Annotated in this window: 18 protein-coding genes and 1 tRNA gene; 9 read left to right on the forward strand and 10 right to left on the reverse strand. The window is 65.5% G+C overall.

The window, feature by feature from the left end; translation table 11 throughout:
* Positions 1-41 precede the first annotated feature (41 nt).
* A complete protein-coding gene (locus tag IB261_RS26270; RefSeq protein WP_081515731.1) occupies positions 42-278 on the reverse strand; it encodes a DNA-binding protein in 237 nt (78 codons plus the stop codon).
* A 320-nt stretch (positions 279-598) separates the two neighbouring features.
* Here IB261_RS26270 and IB261_RS26275 point away from each other — a divergent pair, with 320 nt between their 5' ends.
* Both IB261_RS26275 and IB261_RS26280 read left to right on the forward strand, forming a co-directional pair.
* The gene (locus tag IB261_RS26275) at positions 599-892 is read left to right on the forward strand and encodes a hypothetical protein (protein WP_192225312.1); all 294 of its coding nucleotides are present in this window, start codon (positions 599-601) and stop codon (positions 890-892) included.
* The gene (locus IB261_RS26280) at positions 889-1,185 is read left to right on the forward strand and encodes a hypothetical protein (RefSeq protein ID WP_192225311.1); all 297 of its coding nucleotides are present in this window, start codon (positions 889-891) and stop codon (positions 1,183-1,185) included. The genes IB261_RS26275 and IB261_RS26280 overlap by 4 nt, the downstream gene beginning before the upstream one ends.
* A gap of 133 nt (positions 1,186-1,318) precedes the next feature.
* Here the strand turns inward: IB261_RS26280 and IB261_RS26285 are convergent.
* Positions 1,319-1,414, reverse strand: a tRNA-Sec gene (locus IB261_RS26285).
* A gap of 145 nt (positions 1,415-1,559) precedes the next feature.
* Between IB261_RS26285 and IB261_RS26290 the strand changes: the two genes are divergently transcribed.
* From IB261_RS26290 to IB261_RS26300, 3 genes are all read left to right on the forward strand, one after another.
* Complete coding sequence (locus tag IB261_RS26290) at positions 1,560-1,778, forward strand: carbon storage regulator (protein WP_192383782.1); 219 nt, start codon at positions 1,560-1,562, stop codon at positions 1,776-1,778.
* Positions 1,779-2,787: 1,009 nt separating this feature from the next.
* Positions 2,788-3,258, forward strand: coding sequence for a hypothetical protein (locus tag IB261_RS26295; protein ID WP_192383781.1), 471 nt, complete (start codon positions 2,788-2,790; stop codon positions 3,256-3,258).
* 65 nt (positions 3,259-3,323) lie between these two features.
* On the forward strand, positions 3,324-4,778 hold the full coding sequence (locus IB261_RS26300) for an alpha/beta hydrolase (RefSeq protein WP_192383780.1): 1,455 nt from the start codon (positions 3,324-3,326) through the stop codon (positions 4,776-4,778).
* Between the two features lie 127 nt (positions 4,779-4,905).
* Here the strand turns inward: IB261_RS26300 and selB are convergent, their stop codons facing one another.
* From selB to IB261_RS26335, 7 genes are all read right to left on the reverse strand, one after another.
* Entirely contained in the window at positions 4,906-6,828 is a 1,923-nt protein-coding gene (gene selB, locus IB261_RS26305; RefSeq protein WP_192383779.1) for a selenocysteine-specific translation elongation factor, read from the reverse strand.
* Positions 6,825-8,231: an L-seryl-tRNA(Sec) selenium transferase gene (selA, locus tag IB261_RS26310; protein ID WP_192383778.1), complete on the reverse strand. Its 1,407-nt coding sequence runs from the start codon at positions 8,229-8,231 to the stop codon at positions 6,825-6,827. Before selA ends, selB begins: the two co-directional genes overlap by 4 nt.
* 172 nt (positions 8,232-8,403) lie before the next feature.
* Positions 8,404-9,336, reverse strand: a complete 933-nt coding sequence (gene fdhE / locus IB261_RS26315; protein ID WP_192292805.1) for a formate dehydrogenase accessory protein FdhE — start codon at positions 9,334-9,336, stop codon at positions 8,404-8,406.
* Positions 9,337-9,462: 126 nt separating this feature from the next.
* Positions 9,463-10,089 carry a formate dehydrogenase subunit gamma gene (locus tag IB261_RS26320; protein ID WP_081515662.1) on the reverse strand — a complete coding sequence of 209 codons (627 nt, stop codon included), beginning with the start codon at positions 10,087-10,089 and terminating at the stop codon, positions 9,463-9,465.
* A 57-nt stretch (positions 10,090-10,146) separates the two neighbouring features.
* On the reverse strand, positions 10,147-11,079 hold the full coding sequence (fdxH, locus tag IB261_RS26325; protein ID WP_192383777.1) for a formate dehydrogenase subunit beta: 933 nt from the start codon (positions 11,077-11,079) through the stop codon (positions 10,147-10,149).
* A gap of 8 nt (positions 11,080-11,087) precedes the next feature.
* Complete coding sequence (fdnG, locus tag IB261_RS26330) at positions 11,088-14,165, reverse strand: formate dehydrogenase-N subunit alpha (RefSeq protein ID WP_139791455.1); 3,078 nt, start codon at positions 14,163-14,165, stop codon at positions 11,088-11,090.
* Between the two features lie 153 nt (positions 14,166-14,318).
* Entirely contained in the window at positions 14,319-14,507 is a 189-nt protein-coding gene (locus IB261_RS26335) for a hypothetical protein (protein WP_081515654.1), read from the reverse strand.
* Positions 14,508-14,698: 191 nt separating this feature from the next.
* Between IB261_RS26335 and IB261_RS26340 the strand changes: the two genes are divergently transcribed.
* From IB261_RS26340 to IB261_RS26350, 3 genes are all read left to right on the forward strand, one after another.
* Positions 14,699-16,723 carry an NADPH-dependent 2,4-dienoyl-CoA reductase gene (locus IB261_RS26340; protein ID WP_192383776.1) on the forward strand — a complete coding sequence of 675 codons (2,025 nt, stop codon included), beginning with the start codon at positions 14,699-14,701 and terminating at the stop codon, positions 16,721-16,723.
* Positions 16,724-16,900: 177 nt separating this feature from the next.
* A complete protein-coding gene (locus IB261_RS26345) occupies positions 16,901-17,179 on the forward strand; it encodes a type II toxin-antitoxin system RelE/ParE family toxin (protein WP_081515650.1) in 279 nt (92 codons plus the stop codon).
* Between the two features lie 14 nt (positions 17,180-17,193).
* Positions 17,194-17,481 carry a HigA family addiction module antitoxin gene (locus IB261_RS26350; RefSeq protein WP_192383775.1) on the forward strand — a complete coding sequence of 96 codons (288 nt, stop codon included), beginning with the start codon at positions 17,194-17,196 and terminating at the stop codon, positions 17,479-17,481.
* A gap of 10 nt (positions 17,482-17,491) precedes the next feature.
* Here the strand turns inward: IB261_RS26350 and IB261_RS26355 are convergent, their stop codons facing one another.
* Positions 17,492-17,893: an SRPBCC family protein gene (locus IB261_RS26355; protein ID WP_192383774.1), complete on the reverse strand. Its 402-nt coding sequence runs from the start codon at positions 17,891-17,893 to the stop codon at positions 17,492-17,494.
* A 126-nt stretch (positions 17,894-18,019) separates the two neighbouring features.
* Between IB261_RS26355 and IB261_RS26360 the strand changes: the two genes are divergently transcribed.
* Complete coding sequence (locus IB261_RS26360; protein ID WP_081515646.1) at positions 18,020-18,469, forward strand: DMT family transporter; 450 nt, start codon at positions 18,020-18,022, stop codon at positions 18,467-18,469.
* Positions 18,470-18,503: the final 34 nt, after the last annotated feature.

The following is an 18,503-nucleotide window of genomic DNA, read 5'->3' on the forward strand; positions in this document are numbered from 1 at the left end:
AATGCCTGCCGCGACCTCAGGACAGCGTGTTTACTAGGGCCCTAGCTATCCACGTCCGGGGCTATTTGCCCACGCGCAGCGTCCGTTTCGCCCTTCCACAGCCAAAGCTCGTATTCCGGAAACGCGGCGATCACTTGCTCGAGGTCTTCCACTCGCGTTTTGGTCTTCAGGTCCGTGGCGACCGTCTGCCAGCGGCGACGGTTGCTGTTGGCAGATTCAGCTGCCAAACGCGCAGCCCCCAAGTGGCGGACAAGAACCCTAAGGCGTTCGTCGATCATAAAAGCGCTCGCAGAAACTGACGAAATATTTGACTGACGAATAATTCGTCTATAGCCTCAATTTAAATGACGAAATATTCGTCATTCATGCTTGCCGTTTGGATGGTCCGGCTTGAAGCGTTGCTCGACCGACTCAGGGTCTGGCCCAACCGCCTACCTTGGCTTGGCCGCTTTTAGCTGCCATCCAAAGCACGCAAGGAACCACCGTGGTCCATCGATGCGCATAGTGAATCAACGGATATAGAACTGGAAGTCTCGTGCAGGCGGCTCGATTAGACCGGGCGAAAAGTGCCAATCAAGGGCCTTCCTAGGAGCCGTGCATGGCTGACTACGACTTTTCCACCGCAATAGCACTGATAGGGAAATTCGCCCTGGTAGAAACGGCCCACGGCGAAGGCTCCGCACCTGGCTGGTACTGCGTGCAAATCTTGGGAGTTGTACCGCCATTGGCAGAGGTTTTTGCCCACCCCTATTTCTTGGTACGAGACATTCCGTTCGAGTCCGACCTGCCAGAAGAGCTGTTCTGGGAAGAGATCAGGTCTCTTCAAGTATTGGATTCTGTGGAAGTACAAGCGTGGAAGAACAGCGGTTTGCCCTCAGGAGTATCCCCATGACCCGCTATGGCACAGCGAACCCCGTCTCCCTGCTCGGCCAGTACGCCTTGGTATCCACCACCTGCGATGCTGACCCCACCCCGGAACTGCACTGCATCCAGATCGTCGGCGTGGTACCTCCGCTGGATCAGATCATCAGCCGCCCCTACTTCCTGGTGATGGACCAAACGCTCCGCCGCCCCTACCCGCAGGAGATGTTCTGGCACAACATCCAGTCGCTGAAGGTGCTCGAACCGGAAGAGGTCGAAGCCTGCAAAGACCTGATTCCCCAGGACGGGATCATGATGTGCTGAAGCGGCCTGCCAGAGACCTTTTGATCGCGGGCGTAACATCGGCGCCTGCGGCACCCGCAGACAAAAAGTACTTTGAATCGCTCCGCAATCGAGTACGAGCGCGACAAACCGCGCGGACCGAAGCAAAGGAAATTGGCGGAAGGCAGTGAGAGTCGAACTCACCCAGGAACGGCTGCCGTCCCCCACCGGGTTTGAAGCCCGGCCACGCCACCGGGCGTGATTGCCTTCCCTGGTCAGAAGCCGGCTGCACGAAGGCAGCGGCGAAAGCGGGAGCCCGGATGTTGCCATCATTGCCATGACCGATGCCAGCGCAGCGATGCCGCAGCAGCCAATCCATCACCCAGCCCCACCCGCCACCGAGCAAGCGAGTCCTCATGGGAAACCTGCTGTTGAGCCGCAACATCTTCGAAGCCATTCACCTCTTCGTCGACCCGGAATGCTCCGACGAAGAACTCATCCGCCAGCTGCGCAGCCAAAAGCTGGTGATCCGAATCGGCAGAGTGCAGGACCAGCAAGTGCGACTCGTCATCACCGCACCACCCTGCATCAGAGTTCTGCGCGAAGAATTGTTGCCGGACGACGCGCATCAGTAATGCCGCACGCAAATACATCCCGTGAGGGGCCGAGTGCTCTCCTGAACACCCACCTTCGACGTAGCGTCTTTACCTGTAGAAAGCGAAGATCCAGACAGGAATGACACTAGCTTTCTTTCCGCGAAAGCCGCTCATACGAGCACATCGCGACGCTCCGAAAAAATAGTATCAAGGGTTCGACTCTATCTGCCTGGAAGGTCAACACCAATCCTAAGTGGACCGCAACCTCGGGCAGCTATCGACCCATGGCGGACGTCAATCGTTTAGATAAACGTTTGTAACTCGTGGGAGTTGAAACGAAAGCAAGGCCTCAAGTGGCGATGTCAGGGTTAATCCCGAGGCAATGACCTCACCAGTTCGCGCAATCACATCAAGAGTCTCGTCTTTAAACGTAACAACCCAATGCCTAGCACCTGAATATGGGCGGCCAATGGTTTCTTCTGAGCCAATAAGTTCGTTGAACGAGTAGGGCTGAAGGCCCGAGAGAACATAGGGATGGCGTCCTAATCCCTCGTCCCCTATAGGTACAAGACGATGATCAATGAGCCCGGTAAATCGCACAACCGCGAGGCATTCGTTCCCAGGCTCGAAGTAAGCGAGCCAAAGGTTGCCCGACTCAACCAAAAGAGCTGGTGATTCAGGGATACCAGGTGCAGGAGCAACGGCCCAGATTGAGGACTCAGCTCTATTCATAGTTTCTCAGGAGCCTTAGAAAAGAAGTGGACGATACCATTGTGGTGCAATGACCGCTTTTGGCCGATTGCTGCCCCTGGCGGGGCATCTAGCGAACCCAAGCATGCGTGAGGTGTTTAGCCACGTATGCGAAAAGAGGACAGACTTATTGTCCACATGCCGCAGTCGGCACCCGGTCGTCCGATAACCCCCCACGGAACCCGGTAATGACATTCTGGCCAATCAACATCAAAAGGCCACTTATTGGCCAGAAAAAGGCAGCGAACTGGCTGCCCGTGCTCTACCCTCGCTAGCAGTACCCAGGGAGCTCCACGGCATGAAGCCCACTCTACCCATCCTCGATATTTCCCCACGCCTGGGCATTGGCCCGGTCTGCCTTGGCGACACGCGGGCCATGGCGCGGGACGCACTGGCCGCCGTGGGTTTCCCGCTGGAATCGTCCAACGGGCAGACGGATTACTTCTGCCAGGCGGCGATCCAGACCGAGTGCGACGAGCAGGGGTTCATCTGGTTCATCGGCCTGTCCCAGAGCGAGCAGTACCTCGCGCGCTACCAGGGCATGGATGTGTTTGCGCTGGCGGCTGGCGAGCTGTTCTCGCTGATCGCTGCGGCGGACGACTCCGGCGCGCACGAATTCAACGACTGCGAGTACCTGTTTCCGGGGCAGATCATCACGCTGTGGGACGCGGACGAGCAGTATGACCGCCAGGGCAATGAGACACGCCCGGTCTGGGCTCAGGTCGGTATCGGCAACCCCGGTTACGTCGAGGCGGTCTCGGCCCTTTGACCCGTGAGCGGACTTTGTAGCGCCAGGGGCTCTATGCTTGTCCTGCACGCTGACAAGGGAACTCCATGCTGAACGCGAAACTCACCAGGGCGCTGCTCTGGCTGGTCATCCTCATCCTCGCCCTCGCCGTGCTGGCGCTGGGACTGCGGGTCGCCGCGCTGCGCAACATTCCGCCGCTGGAGCCCTGGCACACCTGGGTGCCCGAGGACCTGCACAGCGACGCCATCGACCGCACCGACTGGGCCGGCTACCTGGCCGCCGAGGACAAGCTGATGCAGGCCATGCGCAAGGAGATGGCGGCCAGCCTGCAACCCTTCGAGCGCGTCGCCTACAACCGCTACTTCGACCAGAGCCAGGTCTACCCCGGCCACTTCGCCACCGACTGGAATCGCTCCTATGAGATGCGCCCTGCTGGCGAAGTGCGCGGCGCGGCGGTGCTGCTGCACGGGCTGACCGATTCGCCCTACAGCCTGCGCCACCTGGGCGAGCACCTGCGGCAGCAGGGTTTCGTGGTCATCGCGATCCGCATGCCGGGCCACGGCACCGTACCGGCCGGGCTCACCGACGCGGACTGGGAAGACTGGATGGCCGCCACCCGGCTGGCCGTGCGCGAAGCTTCCGCGCAGCTGCCCAAGGGCGCGCCTCTGCTGATGGTGGGCTTTTCCAACGGCGGCGCGCTGGCGATGAAGTACAGCCTGGATGCGCTGGATGACCCGAGCCTGAAGATGCCGAAGCAGGTGGTACTGATCTCGCCGATGATCGGCGTCACCCGCTATGCACAGTTCGCCGGATTGGCGGGCTTGCCGGCGCTGCTGCCGGCCTTCGCCAAGGCGGCCTGGTTGAGCGTGCTGCCGGAGTTCAACCCGTTCAAGTACAACTCCTTCCCCATCGCGGCGGCGCGCCAGACGGTGGAGCTGACCGACGCCGTGCAGGGCAGCCTGGAGAGCGCCAGCCGCAGCGGCAGCCTTGCGCGCCTGCCGCCGATCCTCACCTTCCAGTCGCTTGCCGACAGCACCGTCAGCACCCCGGCGGTGATCAGCAACCTATACGACCGCCTGCCGGACAATGGCAGCCAGCTGGTGCTGTTCGACCTCAATCGCTCGCTGAACTACGGCCCGCTGCTGCGCCCGGAAATGGCCACACTCGGCGACCGTCTGCTGCCCGAGCGTCAGCGCAACTATGACCTGACGGTGATCTCCAACAGCCCGCAGAGCAGCCAGACCAGCGCCCTGCACACGCCGGCCCACAGCCAGCGACAGGAGAGCCAGCCGCTGGCAGCCAGCTACCCGCCGGATTTGTTCTCACTCTCCCACGTGGCACTCCCCTTCCCGCCCGACGACACCCTCTACGGCCAGCATCCGGCGGCCGGCGAAGACTTCGGCATCCACCTGGGCACACTCACGCCGCGCGGTGAACGCGGCGTACTGATCGTCGGGCTGGACCTGTTCCAGCGGGTGACCTCCAACCCGTTCTACGACTACCTCGTACAACGGGTCGATCGGGTGTTGCCGTCGCGCTAGCGCTTGCCCACGTCGAGCACGACGGCAATCAGGGTGACGGCGATGAACAGCAGAATCAGCCAGGAACTCATTGGACCCACTCCCCGGTAGTCAACAGGGGTATCGAGGGGGCGTGGGGATCGGGAGTTCAGAAAGTTTCTTCAGCGGTCGACTGCGCCAGCGCAGAATCCTCTCTTACCCGCCGCTCATTGCCGAAACGGCGGGTGAAGCCGATGCGGTCGAAGTATTCCAGCAGCTGGATGCAGCGCTTGCGGCCGATGCCGATGCGGTCGCGGAAGGCGGCGGCGCGGATGATGCCGGTTTCGTCGCGCAGGTGCAGGGCGTGGCCGGCGAGTTGGCGCAGGGTCTGTTCGGGGTAGAACAGGTCTTTCACCACCTGGTGCAGCTGGCCGAGGCGGCCGAGCTTGCGTAGCAGCAGGCGCACGTCGCCCTCTTCCGCCTTCAGTTCGCGGGCGAGGTCGCGTACCCAGGGCGGGTCGAAGGCGCCGGCCAGCAGCAAGGGCCAGAGGCGTTCGCGCAGTTGTTCGTCGGCTTCGCCCAGCTGCACGCGGTGGTCAGGCAGGTGCAGCCAGGGGCCGCTGCTGTCGACTTGCCCCGGCGCCAGCAGGCTTTCCAGCAGGGCGATGAACACCGGTCGCTCCAGCTGCGAGAAGGCGTAGCGGCGCAGGCGGTCGCGGTCGGGGCCAAGCTCGTCGGGAGCTTCGGCGTGGAAGCGTTGCAGCGCATCGAGCAATTGCTGTTGCAGCGCGGACCAGCGTTCGGCGGAGAGCAGTCGCGCGCCGAGCCGGGTGTGGATTTCGACCGTTTCGCCGGGCAGCTGCCAGCCTTCGCGCGGGCGGTTGAACTGGCGCGCCAGCAGTGCGGGATCGAGGCCGTTGCTGGCGTGGGCCAGCAGGGTTGGCAAGGCGCTTTCCAGGCCTTCGCCCTGCAGGGCACGAAGTTGCTCCAGGCGCTCTGGGCTGCGCCGGTTGCGCGCGGGCGCGAAGGGATCGAGCACGCGCCCGCCGCCGAGGGTGCGTTGCGCGGACTGGTCGCGCAGCACCAGGTGGTCGCCATGCACGGCATGGCTGGGCGCATTCAGCACCAGTTGGGCGAAGGCGCGCTCGCCGGGTTGCAGGCGTTCGCCTTCGAGCAGTGCGACGCGGCCGGTGACATCCTGCGCGCCGAGGTGCACATGCACCGGCGTCCAGTGGGCGAAGGTGCGGGTTTCGCTGGGCAGCAGGTTCAGGTCGATATCGATGCGCGTGGTGGGCGCATGCAGTTCGCCGGCGATCAGCCAGTCGCCCCGGTGAATCTGGTCGAGGTTCAGGCGCTCGCCAGCAATGTTTACCGCCACGCGCTGGCCCGCGTGGGCCTGCTGCGCTTCGCGATTCTGTGCGTGCAAACCGCGCACGCGAGCGCGGCGGCCAGCGCTGCCCAGCAGCAATTCGTCGCCGACATTCACGGTGCCGGCAAAGGCTGTTCCGGTGACGACGACGCCGGCGCCGCTGACGCTGAAGGCGCGGTCCACGGCGAGACGGAAGCCACCGGTTGCGGTGCGCTCGCGGGTCTCGCGGGCGGCAACGGCAAGAGCGCCACGCAATGCATCGACGCCCTCTCCGCTGACGCTGGACAGCGGGAAGATCGGCGCGCCGGCGAGCGGTCCTGATGCCAACAGTTCGCGCACCTCCGCGGCAGCCTGTTCTACCCGTTCGCCCGAGACGCGGTCGGCCTTGGTCAGCGCGACCATGGCGCGACGGATGCCGAGCAGCTGGACGATGGCGAGGTGTTCGCGGGTCTGCGGCATCACGCCGTCGTCGGCGGCCACCACCAGCAGCACCAGGTCGATGCCGCTGGCGCCGGCGAGCATGTTGTGGACGAAGCGCTCGTGGCCCGGCACGTCGATGAAACCAGTGAGCGCGCCGTCGCCAAGGTCGGCATAGACGTAGCCGAGGTCGATGGTGATGCCGCGCTCGCGCTCCGCCGGGCGGCGGTCGCCCTCGATGCCGGTGAGCGCGCGCAGCAGTGAGGTCTTGCCGTGGTCGATGTGGCCGGCGGTTCCGACTATCACGCCTCGTCCTCGGCCAGCAGCGGCAGTTGTGCGACGAAGCCGGGCTCGTCGTCGAGTTGGCGCAGGTCGAGCCAGAGCGCGTCGTCGTCGATGCGACCGAGCACCGGAACCGGGAGGCAGCGCAGGCGCTCTTCCAGGTCCAGCAGGACGCGGCCGCGCTGGCGCTTGGGCTGGTTCGGGCGCAGGCACAGCGCGGCGCTGGGCAGGCGCGCGACCGGTTGGGCGCCGCTGCCGATCATGCCCAAGGCATCCACGGCACTGACGCTCCAGCGTTCGCCCAGCAGCGCTGCCAAAGCAGGCGCCAGGCGCTGGGCCTGGACTCGGATGTCGGCTTGCGGGCGGCTGAGCAGGCGCAGGCTGGTGAGGCGTTCGGCGAGGCGGTCCGGATCGCGGTAGAGGTTGAGCACGGCCTCCAACGCGGCGAGGGTCAGCTTGTCCACGCGCAGGGCGCGCTTGAGCGGGTTCTTCTTGATCCGCCCGATCAGTTCCTTGCTGCCGAGGATCAGTCCGGCCTGCGGGCCGCCGAGCAGTTTGTCGCCGCTGAAGGTGACGATGTCGGCGCCGTCGCGCAGGGCTTCCTGCACGGTGGGCTCCTTGGGCAGGCCCCAGCGGGTGAGGTCGACCAGGGTGCCGCTGCCCAGGTCCTCCAGCAGCGGCAGACCATGGGCGTGGGCGATCTGCGCCAGCTGCGGGGTGGCGACGCTGGCGGTGAAGCCCTGCACGCTGTAGTTGCTGGTATGCACGCGCATCAGCAGGCCCGAGCGCGGGCCGATCACGGCCTCGTAGTCCTTGGCGTGGGTACGGTTGGTGGTGCCGACCTCGACCAGCTTCACGCCGGCGCGGGACATGATGTCGGGAATGCGGAAGGCGCCGCCGATCTCGATCAGCTCGCCGCGGGAGATGATGCCTTCCTTGCGCGCGCCCAGGCTGTTGAGCGCCAGCAGCACGGCGGCGGCGTTGTTGTTGACCACGGTGACGGCTTCGGCGCCGGTCAGCTCGCGGATCAGCCCGGTGATGAGGTCGTCGCGGTCGCCGCGCTTGCCGGTGGCCAGGTCGAATTCGAGGTTGAGCGGGTAGCGCGCAGCCAGGGTGATCGCTTCGATGGCTTCCTCGGGCAGCAAGGCGCGGCCGAGGTTGGTGTGCAGCACGGTGCCGGTGAGGTTGAACACCCGGCGCACGCGGCTGGCGTGGTGCGCGGCGAGGCGCTCGCCAGCGCGGCCGGCGAGCACCGACTCTTCCAGTTCGATGGCGGCCAGTTGGCCGTGACGGGCGGGATCGCGCAGTTCGTCGAGCAGGTCGCGCAGGGTCTTGAGCAGGGCCTCGCGGCCGTAGCGTTGCTGCAGCGGCTGGCAGGCCGGGCTGCGCAGCAGGCGGTCGATGGAGGGCAAACGTACCGAGGTCATGGACGAACCTTGTGCAGGGGGCGATGGCTGGAATCAGTGTAGGAGACCAGGGTGGCAGCGGAAGTGCTGCATTCGTAGGGCGCATAACCGCTTGCGGTTATCCGCCATGTCCGCGCCATGGGGTTGGCGGCGGATAACGCGTTCCGCGTTATGCGCCCTACGAGGGGCGGTTCTAACCGCCGCCGCCCGGTGCGAGCAGGAGGTTCGGTGCGGTGCGCAGGTAGCCGTCCTCGGCGAGGCGGATGTCCAGCGCGAGGCTGGCCAGGTCGTCCGCCTGGGCCTCGGCGTGCTTGTCGTGCTGCTGGTAGAACTGCTTGAGGTAGGACTGGCAGCCGGGGCAGGTTTCGGCCTTGAGCGGCGCCTGGTCGCTGGCCACGCCTTCGCGCTGCAGCGAGTAGTAGGCCAGGCCCTTGCTCTCGGCACAGTGGCTGCATTTGACGCGCACGTAGTGCCATTCGCAGGAGCACAGCGAGCAGGACAGGTAACGCAGCCCGGCATGCTTGCCCTGGCTGCGGATCATCCCGGCCACCGGCGGCGCGCCGCAGGCCGGGCAGAGGGTCTGGCTGTCGGTTTCCGCCAGGGTGTCGTCGGGCAGTTGCAGCAGCCACTGGCTGAAGGCGACTTGCAGTACGGCGCCAAGGAAGGGCACCAGCGCCGGTGGCAACAGGTCGAACTGGCCGTTGAGCAGGCCCAGTGCCCAGGCCTTGCGCTGGCCGGAATCGGCGCTGCGCAGGACCCTCAGTGCCTCGGCCACGGCCGGGTTGGCGGTGACTTCATAGGCGTCGAGGAAGGCGTCCAGCAATGGCAGCCACGCGCCTTCGCGTACCAGCACTTCGTAGGCCAGCGGCGGCATGCGGTGCTCGCGGCTGCGGGCCAGCGCGGCAGCGTCCGGCGATTGCAGGAACAGCTTGCGATCGAGCAGCGCCTGCTGGGCTTCGCAGACGCCGGCGATCAGTTCGAGGTAGCCCTGCAGGGGATTGCCCGGCGCCAGTTCACGCAGGCGCGCGGCGCGGCGGGAGAACAGATCGGGGGACGGCAGGTTGAACAGCGGGGGGATGTTGGCGGCAGCTTCGATCTGCCCGGGTTCGAGAATTCGGCCTGACACGCAGGACTCCTTGTTGGGTTTGGAGCGGGGCCTGAGGAGCCCCTCTCCCTGACCCTCTCCCTGAAGGGAGAGGGAACTGTCCGTGCCGGCTGACAGGTCAGTGCCAGCCGGCGATTACTTCGAGCGTCAGTGCCCCTTGCCCTTGTCCACGTCCTTGAGCCAGGCCGCATGGTGCTTGCGCGCCCAGCCGCGGCTGACCCAGCCGTAGAGCATGGCGCCCATCGAGCCCTTCACCCAGATGCCGGCGTAGATGTGCACCAGGATGCTGCAGATGAGCACGAAGGCGGCAAAGGCATGCAGCAGCGAAGCGATGCGGATGATGTCGATGCCGAAGAAGTGGCTGAAGTAGGCACGCCACATCACGAAACCGGTCACCAGCAGCACCAGCATGCACAGCAGCAGGGTCCAGAACAGCAGCTTCTGCCCGGCGTTGTAGCGGCCGACTTCCGGGAGGTTTTCCTCGCGGTTGGTGACCACGTCTTTCCATTGCTTGAGCCACTGCACGTCGCGCTTCTCCACCAGGTTGTGGTGGGCGAAGCGGATCACCAGGCCGAGGAAGAACAGGAACATCGCCACCCCGAGGAAGGGGTGGAGGATGCGCGTCCACGGCCCGCCGCCGAACAGGTTGGTCAGCCAGAACATGGCCGGGTGGAACAGCGCCAGCCCCGAGAGGCCGGCGAGGAAGAACAGAATGGCCACCATCCAGTGGTTGCTCCGTTCGTTGGCGTTGTAGCGCTGGATATCTTTTTTCATGTCGTCGGGCTCCTTGCTGCCCTTTTCCGCCCTCCCCGCGAGGAGGGCGGAAGTCAGTCAGCGGGGATCACGCGGATCGTAGCCATGCACCGAAGGGTCGACCTTGTGCACCGGCGCCTGCGGGCCGGGTCCGTCTTCCTCGTCCTCTTCGACCCGGTTGGGGCCGATGCGGGTGTAGTGGAAGAACCCGGCCAGCACCACGCCCGCCATGGCCAGCAGGCCCAGCGGTTTGGTGAGGCCTTTCCACAGGCTGACCATCGGGCTGATGGCCGGCTTGTCGGGCAGGCCGGCGTACAGCGAGGGCTGGTCGTTGTGGTGCAGCACGTACATGACGTGGGTGCCGCCCACGCCTTGCGGGTCATACAGGCCGGCGTTCTCGAAGCCGCGGGACTTCAGGTCCTCGATGCGCTCGGCGGCGTGTTCCTTCATGTCCTCCTTGGTGCCGAAGACGATGGCGCCGGTCGGGCAGGTCTTCACGCAGGCCGGCTCCATGCCCACCGCCACGCGGTCGGAACACAGGGTGCACTTGTACGCCTTGTGGTCCTTCTGCGAGATGCGCGGGATGTTGAACGGGCAGCCGGTGATGCAGTAGCCGCAACCAATGCAGTGGTCCTGGTTGAAGTCGACGATGCCGTTGGCGTACTTCACGATCGCGCCGGGGCTCGGGCAGGCCTTCAGGCAGCCGGGCTCCTCGCAGTGCATGCAGCCGTCCTTGCGGATCAGCCACTCCAGGTTGCCGGCCGGGTTTTCATGCTCGGTGAAGCGCATGACCGTCCAGGACTGGTCCGTGAGGTCGATGGGGTTGTCGTAGGTCCCGTGGTTGTGGCCCACCTCGTCGCGCAGCTCGTTCCATTCCGAGCAGGCGACCTGGCAGGCCTTGCAGCCGATGCACTTGGACACGTCGATCAGCTTGGCCACTTCCTGCTCGTGCCGCACCGAGGGTGACGGCAAGGTCGTGGCGGAGCGGGCGTAGATGTCTTGACTACTCATGCTTCACCTCACGCCTTTTCCACGTTGACGAGGAAGGACTTGAACTCCGGCGTCTGCGTATTCCCGTCGCCCACGAAGGGGGTCAGGGTGTTGGTCAGGTAGCCGTTGCGCGCAACCCCGGAGAAGCCCCAGTGCAGGGGGATGCCCACGTGGTGCACGGTCTTGCCGTTGACCTGCAGCGGACGGATGCGCTTGGTCACCACCGCCACCGCCTTGATGAAGCCACGGTTGGAGGAGACCTTCACGCGGTCGCCGGCCTTGATCCCGAGCTCCTTGGCCAGCGCCTCGCCGATCTCGACGAACTGTTCCGGCTGGACGATGGCATTCAGACGGCAATGCTTGGTCCAGAAGTGGAAGTGCTCGGTGAGCCGGTAGGTAGTCGCGGCGTAGGGGAACTCGTCGGCCTTGCCGAACAGCTCCATGTCGTTCTTGAACACTCGCGCCGCCGGGCTGCTGATCGCCTGCGGGTTCTTGTGCAGCGGGTTGACACCGATCGGCGTCTCGAACGGCTCGTAGTGCTCGGGGAACGGGCCCTCGGCCATCTTGTCGACGGCGAAGAAGCGCGCCACACCTTCGGGGTTCATGATGAACGGGTTCATTCCCGCTTCCGGCGGTACGTCGGCCTTGTAGTCGGGCACGTCGGTGCCGCCCCAGGCCTTGCCGTTCCACCACACCAGGCGTTTCTTCACCGGGTCCCACGGCTTGCCGCTGACGTCCGCGGAGGCGCGGTTGTAGAGGATCCGTCGGTTGGCCGGCCACGCCCAGGCCCAGCCCAGGGTCTGGCCCATGGCGTACGGGTCGCTGTTGTCGCGGCGGGCCATCTGGTTGCCCAGTTGCGTCCAGGAACCGGCGAATATCCAGCAACCGCTGGCGGTGCTGCCGTCGTCGCGCAGCAGCGCGAAGGCCGGTAGCTGCTCGCCGGCCTTCGCCAGGACCATGCCGTTGTTCGGGTCGACGAGATCCGCCAGTGCCTTGCCGTTGTACTCCTTGGCCACCTCTTCCGGGCTCGGTTCGTCCGGCCGCAGGTATGGCCAGTCCAGACCCAGGATCGGGTCGGGGAAGGCGCCGCCATCCTTGCGATAGGCCGCCTGCAGGCGATGCAGCAGGCCGCTCATGATGGCGATGTCGGTACGCGCTTCACCCGGCGGCTCGGCGCCCTTCCAGTGCCACTGCAGCCAGCGCCCGGAGTTGACGATGGAGCCGTCTTCCTCGGCGAAGCAGCTGGTGGGCAGGCGGAACACCGTGGTCTGGATGGCCTTGGTGTCGACGTCGTTGTGCTCGCCGGCATTGCGCCAGAACTCCGAGGTCTCGGTGGCCAGCGGGTCCATCACCACCATCCACTTCAGCTTGGCCAGCGCGGCGCTGACCTTGGCCTTGTTGGGGAAGGAGGCGATGGGGTTGAAGCCCTGGCAGAAGTAACCGTTGACCTTGCCCTGGTACATCATGTCGAAGTAGCGCAGCACGTCGTAGCCGGCGCCGGGCATGTCCAGCTTCGGCAGCCAGTCGTAGCACCAGTTGTTCTCCTTGGTCGCGGCCTTGCCGAACCAGGATTTCATCAGGCTGACGTGGAACTTGGGGTAGTTCTGCCAGTAGGACAACTGCCCCGGGCGCAGCGGCTTGCTGGTGCGCTTGGTGATGAAGGCGTTGTAGTCCTGCTCCGCATCCATGCCCAGGGTCAGGTAGCCGGGCAGCGAGTTGGACAGCAGCCCCAGGTCGGTCAGGCCCTGGATGTTGGAGTGGCCGCGCAGGGCGTTCATGCCGCCGCCGGGCATGCCGATGTTGCCCAGCAGCAGCTGGACCATCGCGCCGGTACGGATCATCTGGGCGCCCACCGAGTGCTGGGTCCAGCCCAGGGCGTACATGATGGTCATGACCTTGGTCGGCGCCGCAGTGGTGGAAATCTCTTCCCACACCTTGAGCATCATGTCCTTGGGCGTGCCACAGATGTTGCTCACCACGTCCGGCGTATAGCGGCTGTAGTGCTGCTTCATCAGGTTGAACACGCAGCGCGGGTGCGTCAGGGTCGGGTCGACCTTGGCGAAACCATCCTCGCCCAGCTCGTACTGCCAGGAGGACTTGTCCGGGTAGGTGCGCTTCTCCGCGTCGTAGCCGTTGAACAGCCCGTCGTCGAAGCCGAAGCCTTCCTTCACGATGAAGGAGACGTCGGTGTAGTTGTGCACGTATTCCTTCTGGTACTTGTCGTTTTCCAGCAGGTAGTTGATCAGACCGCCGAGGAAGGCGATGTCCGTGCCGGTACGGATGGGCGCGTAGTAGTCGGCCACCGAAGCGGAACGGGTAAATCGCGGGTCGACCACCAGCAGGCGCGCCTTGTTGTGCGCCTTGGCTTCGGTCACCCACTTGAAGCCGCACGGGTGCGCTTCAGCGGCGTTTCCGCCCATGATCAGAATCAGATCGGCATTCTTGATGTCGGTCCAATGGTTGGTCATGGCTCCACGGCCAAACGTCGGGGCAAGACTTGCCACCGTCGGGCCGTGTCAGACACGCGCTTGGTTGTCGAACGCCAGTACGCCGAGAGAACGAACCACCTTGTGGGTGATGTAGCCCGCTTCGTTGGAAGACGCCGACGCGGCCAGGAAGCCGGTGGTCAGCCAGCGGTTCACCGTCTGGCCCTGGGCGTTCTTCTCGATGAAGTTGGCGTCGCGGTCTTCCTTCACCAGCTTGGCGATGCGGTCGAGCGCCTCGTCCCAGCCGATGCGCTTCCACTCGCTGGAGCCCGCCTCGCGGATTTCCGGATACTTCAGGCGGTTGGGGCTGTGGACGAAGTCCAGCAGGCCTGCGCCTTTGGGACAGAGCGTGCCGCGGTTGACCGGGTGATCGGAATCACCCTCGATATGGATGATGTTCTGCGCGACGTTCTTGGCCGCGTCACCCTGGCTGTACAGCAGGATGCCGCAACCGACCGAGCAGTACGGGCAGGTGTTGCGGGTCTCGACGGTGCGCGCAAGCTTGAAGTGGCGGATCTGGTCGGCGAATGCATCCGGGGGTGCCATCCCGAGTGCCGCCAGGCTCGATCCTCCAAGGCCCACGGCGCAGACCTTGAAAAATTGCCGACGGTTCATATCCATCGTGCGTCTCCTGATCAGGCAGCGTACGTCCGGGACATGGCCGGACCCTTGCTGCTTAAAAGATAGCCAAGCAGGCGCAATGCGCCAGCTTTGAGCGGGGCAGACCATGCACGCCGTGGATTTGCGGCGCATTGACGCGCGTCAGTGCGTCACTCAGAACGCACTGCCGAGTACCCCCAAATGGGCAACGGGCGGGTAGGCACAGGAGATACTCTCACCGTCGGGGCGGCAGGCGGATTGCGCGCGATCCGGCTGGAGGGATTCGTGCAGCCCGAGCAGGGCCACGCCGATCAGGGCAGCGAGCAGGTAATGGCGCGCGTGTCTTGTTCTTATCGCTTTCATGACGACCTCCGTCACTTCAGCCTGCGATCGGGGCCTTGCAGCCCTGCCATGGGTTTGAGTCTGGAACCTGTGGCCAGTCTGTCAACCGAAGCGCTTGACCGAAATGCCCGAACGGTACGGCAGCCGGGCCGTTAACCAGCCCATCGCCGGCCCGTTAGGGTGGCAGGACCTGATTGCCCAAGAGCGCTTCCATGTCGTCCGCCGCCTCGCCCTACCCTCACCTGCTCGCCCCGCTCGACCTGGGCCCGATTCAACTGCGCAACCGCGTGGTGATGGGCTCGATGCACACCGGCCTGGAAGACCGCCTGTGGGACTTCGGCAAGCTCGCCGCCTATTACCGCGAGCGGGCGCGCGGCGGTGTCGGGCTGATCATCACCGGCGGCTTTGCGCCCAACCGCGAAGGCTGGCTGCTGCCGCTGGGCAGCAGCCTCACCAGCGGCCTGCAGGTGCCGGCGCACCGGCGCCTGACCCAGGCGGTGCACCGCGAGGGCGGGCGCATCCTGCTGCAGATCCTCCACGCCGGGCGCTACGGCTATCACCCGCTGGTGGTCTCGGCCTCGCCGGTGAAATCGCCGATCAGCTGGTTCGCCCCGCGCGAGCTGTCCGAGCGCGGCATCCTGCGCACCATCGCCGCCTTCGTGCGTTGCGCGAAGCTCGCCCACGCCGCCGGCTACGACGGTGTGGAGATCATGGGCAGCGAAGGCTACCTGCTGAACCAGTTCCTCTGCCCGCGCACCAACCAGCGCGAAGACCGCTGGGGCGGCGACCTGGGCAACCGCATGCGCCTGCCGCTGGAGATCGTCCGCCGCACCCGTCGTGCACTGGGCGAGCGCTTCGTCATCAGCTACCGCCTGTCACTGCTCGACCTGGTGGAAGGCGGCAACAGCTGGGACGAGGTACGCACTGTGGCACGAGCCCTCGAAGGCGCCGGCATCGACCTGCTGAATACCGGCGTCGGCTGGCACGAATCACGGGTGCCGACCATCGTCACCTCGGTGCCGCGCGCGGCCTTCGCCGAAGTCACCGCGCGCCTGCGTCGCGAACTGCGCGTGCCGGTAATCGCCAGCAACCGCATCAACACGCCGGAAGTCGCCGAGCGTTTGCTCGCCGAAGGCCACGCCGACCTCGTTTCCATGGCCCGGCCGCTGCTGGCCGATCCGCAGTTCGTGGAAAAGGCCGCCGCCGGCCGCGCTACCTCGATTAACACCTGCATCGCTTGCAACCAGGCCTGCCTGGACCACGCCTTCGCCAACCGCCGCGCCAGCTGCCTGGTCAACCCGCGTGCGGCGTTCGAGACCGAACTGCGCTACCGCAAGGCGCGCGTCCACAAGCGCATCGCGGTGATCGGCGCCGGGCCGGCCGGGCTGTCCGCCGCCTGCGTCGCCGCCGAACGCGGCCACCGGGTGACACTGTTCGAAGCCGCTGGGGAGATCGGCGGGCAGTTCAACCTGGCCAAGCGCGTGCCGGGCAAGGAGGAATTCCACGAGACGCTGCGCTACTTCGCCGTGCGCCTGGGCGAACTGGGCGTCGAGGTGCAACTGGGCCGGCGCATCCGGCGCGGCGAACTGAGCGGCGAGTACGACGAGGTGATAGTCGCCACCGGCATCCAGCCGCGCACGCCGTCGATTCCGGGAATCGGCCACGCCAAGGTGCTCAGCTACCTCGATGTGCTGCGCGGCACTGCGGTGGGCGAGAAGGTCGCGCTGATTGGCGCCGGCGGCATCGGCTTCGACGTCGCCAGCTTCCTGCTGAGCGAACGCAACGGTCCGCAGCCGCTGGGCGAATGGCTGGGCCAGTGGGGCATCGACCTGGACAACACCACCGGCGGCGGGCTGATCCCACCGGTCGCCGCCAACCCACACCGGCAGCTCTGGCTGCTGCAACGCAAGGCCGGCCAACCCGGCGCCGGGCTGGGCAAGACCAGCGGCTGGGTGCACCGCGCGCACCTCAAACATCACGGCGTGCGGATGATCGGTGGCGTGGAATATTTGCGCATCGACGACGACGGCCTGCACCTGCGCATCGACGGCCAGGAGCAATGCCTGGCGGTGGACAACGTGGTGATCTGCGCCGGCCAGGAACCGCTGCTGGACCTGCAGCCGACGCTGGCGGCGCAGAACCTGCGCTACCACATCATCGGCGGCGCCAGCGTGGCGCGGGAACTCGATGCCAAGCGGGCGATCCGCGAGGGTGCGGAGCTGGCCGCACGCCTTTGACGGTTTCTGTAGGGGCGAGGGGGACGCCTAGTTCTTGCTCGCGAACCGCCCAGCGCCGCAACTGCCTGGAAACTGTTCGCGAGCCAGCTCGCTCCTACAAGCTGAACACTGTGCGGAGAACCTTCTGACAAGCGTCTCGGCTAGGGCGACTGTAATCTGTTAGATTACAGTCCGGCGATGATCAGAAGCTTCCGTCACAAGGGGCTGCGCGCCCTTTACCAGCAAGGTGATCCTCGTGGAGTGAGGGCCGATCACGTGCCCCGGCTCAAACGCATCCTTGCCGCGCTGGAAAGCGCCAACGGCCCGCGAGACATGGACCTGCCCGGTTACCGCCTGCACGGCCTGAAAGGTTCGCTGTCCGGCTGCTGGGCCGTCAGCGTCTCGGGCAACTGGCGCGTTACCTTCCGTTTCGTCGACAGCGACGTGGAGCTGCTGGACTATCTCGACTACCACTGACTGGAGCACCCAGCATGGCGATGCACAACCCGCCCCACCCCGGCGAAATCCTCCGTGAGGATGTACTACCGGAGCTTCGCCTTTCCGTGACTGCTCTGGCGACCCATCTCGGCGTAAGCCGCCCGCACCTGTCCAAAGTGCTCCACGGCCGAGCGCCCATCAGCGCGGACCTAGCCTGGCGCCTGGAGCAGGCCGGCCTGGGCACGGCCCGCCACTGGTTGGCGATGCAGGCGGCTTACGATCTGTGGCAGGTCAGTCAGCAGGCGCACCCGCCCATTGCCCGGCTGCAATCGGTGGCATAAGTCCCACGAATCACCCCTCCAGCAACACCTTGATCGCCTGCAGGTCACGCTCCACCCACTGCGCGTCGCGCTCGAAGGTGGCGTCGTCCATCTGTGGCTGGCGCAACAGCGTGAGTTGCAGCTCGCAGCCTTCGGCATTGGCGATCAGTCGCAACGGGATGTGGACGGCCGGCGCCTGCTCGGGCAGCACGTCATGGTCGAGCACGCCGAACGCGTTGCGCGGCGTGAAGCGCACGCGCAGGGGGCCCTGGGGTGTCTGCGCCAGCCAGAGATCACCTTCCAGCGGCTCGATGGAGCTGCACAAGCCTGAAGCCCAGTAAGGGAAGTTCGTCGGGTCGGCGAGGAACTCGTAGGCGGTGTCGCGCGGCCGCTCGATGCGGACGCTCAGCACGCGGGAAGCACGGGTGGCCATGGTCGGGACCTCCATCGGGGCGGGAGCGATGCTCCAGTCTGGTGCATACTACGCGGCTGACTATTCTCGATCGACCGCTGGCCAGCCCTTCGCTGCCCTGCTTTGCGACCCTTTCCGGAGTTTCCCATGCCTACGCCACCCTGGTGGTTGTTCGTCCTTCCGCTGATCGCCGGCGCCTGCCTGCCCCTTCAGGCCGGCATCAACGGCCAACTGGCCAAGCAGGTATCCAGCGTGCTGGCCGCCGCGCTGATTTCCTTCTTCGTCGGCATGCTCGGCCTGCTCGCGCTGACCCTGGCCAACCGCGAATTCCCCAGCCTCGCAGCGATGCGCGGGATGCCCTGGTGGCAGTGGTGCGGCGGCTTCCTGGGGATGTTCTTCATCTTCATCGCCGCCTTCGCCGCACCGCGCGTCGGCGCGCTGATGTTCATGGTGCTGGTGCTCGCCGGCCAGTTGGGCATGGCTCTGGCGCTGGACCACTTCGGCTGGGCCGGTTTCAAGGAAGCGCCGGTGAGCACCCTGAAGATCGCCGGCATGGCCGCCATCGCGGTGGGCATCTGGATGATCCGCAAGGGCTGAAAACCATCCGTCTACTCTGAGCACGGATGGCTCG

The sequence above is a fragment of the Pseudomonas sp. PDM20 genome (assembly GCF_014852575.3).
Taxonomy (GTDB): domain Bacteria; phylum Pseudomonadota; class Gammaproteobacteria; order Pseudomonadales; family Pseudomonadaceae; genus Pseudomonas.